Raw genomic sequence first — 4551 nt, 5'->3', positions numbered from 1 at the left:
CGCTGGCTGCGCCCGGTCGATCAGGAACAGATGAGCCGCTGGCTGGCGTTCGATGCGCTGGAAGGCGGCGGGCTCGCGGCGAGCCAGGCCTATGCCGCGCAGTTCCGCGCCCGCCAGGTCGAACGCATGGCCATCGTCGGCTGCACCGAGGAAAACTTCCCGCTGATCGAGCGCACCACCCGCGCGGTGCTGGCCGCGCTCGAAGCCCACGTGACCACGCGCCATTGCCTGTTCGGCACCCGCCCCAGCCTTGCCGAATTCGGCCTGTTTGGCCAGCTTTCACAGCTCGGCGTCGATCCCACCGCGCAGGCGATGATGCGCGCCGATTTCCCCTACACCTACCGCTGGCTGCTGCATGTCGATGACATGTCGGGGGTGGAAGGCGAATGGGACTCGTCCGCTTCCCAGCTTGCCCCGGTGGTGGAGCAGCTGCTGGCGGTGGCAGGCGCGGTCTATGCGCCGTTCCTGCTCGCCAATGCCGCCGCTGCCGAAGCGGGCGCGGAGACCTTCGCGATCACCGTCGACGGGCTGCCCTATACTCAGGGCACCTTCCGCTACCAGCTCAAATGCCTCGCCGATCTGCGCGCGCGCCACGCGGCGCTCAGTCCGGCGGATCGCGACGCGCTCGACCCTCTCCTCACCCGCACCCAACTGAAAGGACTTTTCGCATGACCAGCCGGTTCCTCCTGCTCGCGCTCGCCCTGTTCATGGCCCCGCAAACCGTCTTGGCGCAGTCGAGCACCTTCAAACAGGCCGAAGAACGCTTCAAGGTCGCCGACAAGAACGCCGACGGCAAGCTCAGCCGCGACGAGGCCAAGGCCGGGATGCCGCGCATCCATGCCAATTTCGACCGGATCGACGCCGACAAGAGCGGGTTCGTGACCTTGGCCGAAATCAAGGCCGCGCTGACTGCGGCCGGGCGGTGACAGGCGCGATGCGGTCCGCTTGGCAGTGCCTTGCAGCGGGGCTGGCTGCACTTGCACCGGTGCAGGCGCAAGCGCCATCCGCTGAGGCCAAGCGGCCCAATATCGTCCTTATCCTCGCCGATGATTGGGGCTTTACCGATGTCGGCGCCTTCGGGGGCGAGATTGCCACGCCCCATCTCGACGCGCTGGCGCTGGGCGGGGTGCGCTTTGCCAATTTCCATGTTGCGGGCAGCTGTTCGCCCACCCGCGCCATGCTGCAGACCGGGGTGCGCAGCCACCGCGCCGGGGTCGGCAATATGCCCGAGACCATCCCGCCCCAGCATCGCGGGCGACCGGGCTATGCCACCACAATCGCCCCGCAAGCGCTCACTCTGGCGCAGCGGCTGGAGGCGGCAGGCTATTACAACGTGCTGGTGGGCAAGTGGCATCTTGGCGTGGACCCCGCCGATCAGCCCCGCGCGCGCGGCTATCACCGGGCGCTGGCGCTGCTGCAATCGGGGGCCGACAACTTCGAAAACAAGCCGATCCACCTGCTCTACAACGAGGTCAAGTGGACCGAGGATTCGCAGCCGGTGGCGCTGCCTGCGCCGTTCTACTCCTCGACCCTGATTGTCGACAAGACCATCGCCTATCTCGATGATCCCGCGCGCCGGGGGCGGCCGTTCTATGCCTCGATCAATTTCCTTGCCAACCATATACCGGTTCAGGCCCCCGATGCTGATCTCGCGCGCTATGCCGGGCGTTACCGCGAGGGCTGGAATGCGCTGCGCCAGGCGCGGGCGCGCGGGGCGGCGGCACGCGGGCTAATCGCGCCCGAGCCCGCGATGGTGCGGATGAAGAGCACCGCCGACTGGGCCTCTCTCACCCCCGCCGAGCAGACCCAGCGCGCCGGCGCGATGGCTGCGCACGCCGCGATGGCATCCGCGATGGACCGCGAGGTCGGACGGCTCATCGCCGCGCTCAAGGCCCGCGGAGAGTATGACAACACCATCTTCGTGTTCCTCTCGGACAATGGCCCCGAGCCCAGCGATCCGGCCAATCTTGGCACGTTCGAGCGCTTGAATGTCGAGACGTTCTACGATCTGCGGGTCGAGCGGCAGGGGCGGCCCGGATCGCTGACGGTGATCGGCGCGGGGTTCGCCAGCGCCTTGGCGGCGCCGTTTCGCGGCTACAAGTTCACCGCCAGCGAAGGCGGCTTGCGGGTGCCGCTGATTGTGGCCTGGCCGGGCAACCCGCAGCTTCAGGCGGGCAGGATCGCGCGCGGCTTTGCCCATGTCACCGACATTGCGCCCACGCTGCTGGCGTTGACGGGAGCGGCGGGCGCGCCGACGCCCGCGCGAGCCGAGCCGATCACCGGCAAGGATCTCACCCCGATGCTGACCGGCGCGGCCAAGGCAGTACGCGCGCCCGACGAGGCGCTGGGTTACGAATTGTCGGGCAATGCCGCGCTGTTCGAGGGTGATTATAAACTCGTCAAGAACTTGCCCCCCTATGGCGATGGCCAATGGCATCTCTACGACATCGTGCGCGATCCGGGCGAGACCACCGATCTTGCCGCGCGCGAGCCTCAGCGCTTCGCCGCGATGCAGGCCGAATATGCCGCCTATGCCAAGGCTGATGGGGTGCTGGCGATGCCTGCTGGCTATTCGGCGCCCGACCAGATCTTGGCCTATGCCACGGCCGAGTTGCTGGTGCCGCGCTTGCTGATGCTATGGCCCTATATGCTGGGGCTGGCGCTGGTGGGCGGCGCGTGGCTGTGGCGCCGCCGCCGCACCGCCCGCCGCGCTGCGCCGTGACAGGCTACGCGCCCACCCCCTGGCCGTGTGAGGATGGCGGGCCAGCGCGGATGCAGGCCCTGCCCGATGGCCTCGGACTGCCGCTTGAACGCGGCGTTGCGCTGCAGGTCACCGCCCGCCGGGTGCGGATGACCACCATGACAGTGCTGGGAGCGCCGGGCGAGGTGTTCCTGCTGACCCACAATGCCCTGCGCAGCCAGATCGGCCTTGCCACCCATGCGCGGGTGGAGCGGATCGATCCTGTCACCCTGCGCCCCCTTGTCCGCTCGCCGCGCCTGCCGGGTGGGCCGATGTGGCCGGGCGGGATGGCGCTGCACGCGAACGGCGATCTCGTCACCGTCTATGGCCGCTGGGCGCATCGGCTGGGCCGCGATTGCACCATCAAGGCCGCGCGCCGACTGCCGGAAAACGCGCCCTACAACAGCTTTGTGACCCTCGATTGCGGGCTGATCGTCACCAAGAACCTGTCGGACCATGCCCCGGCGATGCTGAGCGTGCTCGATCCGGACAGCCTCGCCCCGGTCTGCGCGCCGGTCGCCTGCCCCGAACCCTCGATCGCCCGGCTGAGCGCGGTGGGCGAGACGGTCTATCTGGTCGGCACCGCCTCGATCATGCGCTTCGATTGGGACGGCACCGCGCTGCGCCGCGATCCCGACTGGCGGCACTTCTATCTTGAGGGCAGCGGCAATTCCTATGGCTGGGATGCGGTGATCGCCGATGGCCATGCGTGGTTCATGGACAATGGCCACCACCGCTACCGGCTCAGCATGATCGGGCGCGGGTTGCGGCGCACGCCCAACCGCCTGATCCGCGTGGCGCTCGATAACAGCGATGATGTCGAGGCGGTCACGGTGAGCCGCCTGCCTGGGGGCAGCATCACCAATCCGCCGCTGGTCGATCCCGCGCGGCGGATCGTGGTCGCTTACGATTCGGCCAACCGGGTGATCGCCGCCTGGCGCTATGGCGATGGGCCCTTGCAAGCCTTGTGGCGGCGCGAGGGGATCGGCTGTGCGAGCCATCTGCTGCTCGACCCGGCGCGCGGGCTGGTGATCACCAATGATTACGCCCATCGCCGCGAGGCGGTGATCGCGCTCGACATCACCACCGGGGAAACCGCCGCGCGGATCGTGGTGGGCGGGATGTTGCAGGGGGTGGTGTTCCCCTCCCCCGGCTGGGCGGGCGATATCTACTGGTGTTCGATGGGGCGTTTGGCGCGCGTGTTCGTCGCGGCCAGCGCATCGGATGCGCCGACAAATCATACATGACAGGAGGAATGAGGATGGAAAGCGGGCTGAAAGTCACCCATCGCGGACACGTGCGGGTGCTGACTTTGGCGCGGCCGGAAAAGCGCAATGCGCTCTCCGACCGGCTGGCTTGGGCGATCATCGACGCGTTGGAAGAGGCCGCGCGCGACGATGACGTGCGGGTGGTGGCGATCAAGGGATCGCACGGCGCATTTTGCTCCGGCGTCGATCTCAGCGGCAGCGAGACCTATTCCTCGCTCACCCCGCAATCGGCGCAGATTGACGATCTGCACTGGGTCAGCCGCTTTCTGCTGGTGATGCGCCGGGTCTGCGACAAGCCGATCGTGGGCGGGATCAATGGCGCGGCGGTCGGCGCAGGGCTGGGCCTCGCCATGGCGACCGACGTGCGGCTGGTGGCCCGCAGCGCGCGGCTGATGGCGGGCTACACCCGGATCGGCGGCTCGCCCGATGGCGGGCTCACCATCACTCTGATCGAGGCGCTGGGGTATGAAGGCGCGATGCGCTTCATGCTCGAAAACCGCACGGTTGATGGCACGGCGGCCCATGCGCTCGGGCTTGCGGGCG

The 4551-nt window shown here is 68.3% G+C and carries 4 protein-coding genes and 1 pseudogene; all 5 read left to right on the top strand.

Going from position 1 to position 4551, the window contains the following annotated elements:
• A pseudogene (locus tag NBV68_RS17975) lies at positions 1-672 on the top strand (glutathione S-transferase C-terminal domain-containing protein); the annotation flags it as partial.
• Positions 669-926, top strand: coding sequence for a hypothetical protein (locus NBV68_RS17970; RefSeq protein ID WP_296312566.1), 258 nt, complete (start codon positions 669-671; stop codon positions 924-926). The pseudogene NBV68_RS17975 and the gene NBV68_RS17970, both read left to right, overlap by 4 nt.
• A gap of 8 nt (positions 927-934) precedes the next feature.
• Positions 935-2722: a sulfatase-like hydrolase/transferase gene (locus tag NBV68_RS17965; protein ID WP_296312563.1), complete on the top strand. Its 1788-nt coding sequence runs from the start codon at positions 935-937 to the stop codon at positions 2720-2722.
• 50 nt (positions 2723-2772) lie between these two features.
• Positions 2773-3987, top strand: coding sequence for a hypothetical protein (locus NBV68_RS17960; RefSeq protein ID WP_296312560.1), 1215 nt, complete (start codon positions 2773-2775; stop codon positions 3985-3987).
• A 14-nt stretch (positions 3988-4001) separates the two neighbouring features.
• On the top strand, positions 4002-4551 hold a 550-nt coding region (locus NBV68_RS17955; RefSeq protein WP_296312557.1), incomplete at its 3' end, for an enoyl-CoA hydratase/isomerase family protein.

The sequence above is a fragment of the Erythrobacter sp. genome, from assembly GCF_023653175.1.
Classification (GTDB): Bacteria; Pseudomonadota; Alphaproteobacteria; order Sphingomonadales; family Sphingomonadaceae; genus Erythrobacter.
Note: the sequence above shows the minus strand (reverse complement) of the source record. Positions and strands in the feature narration are given on the sequence as shown.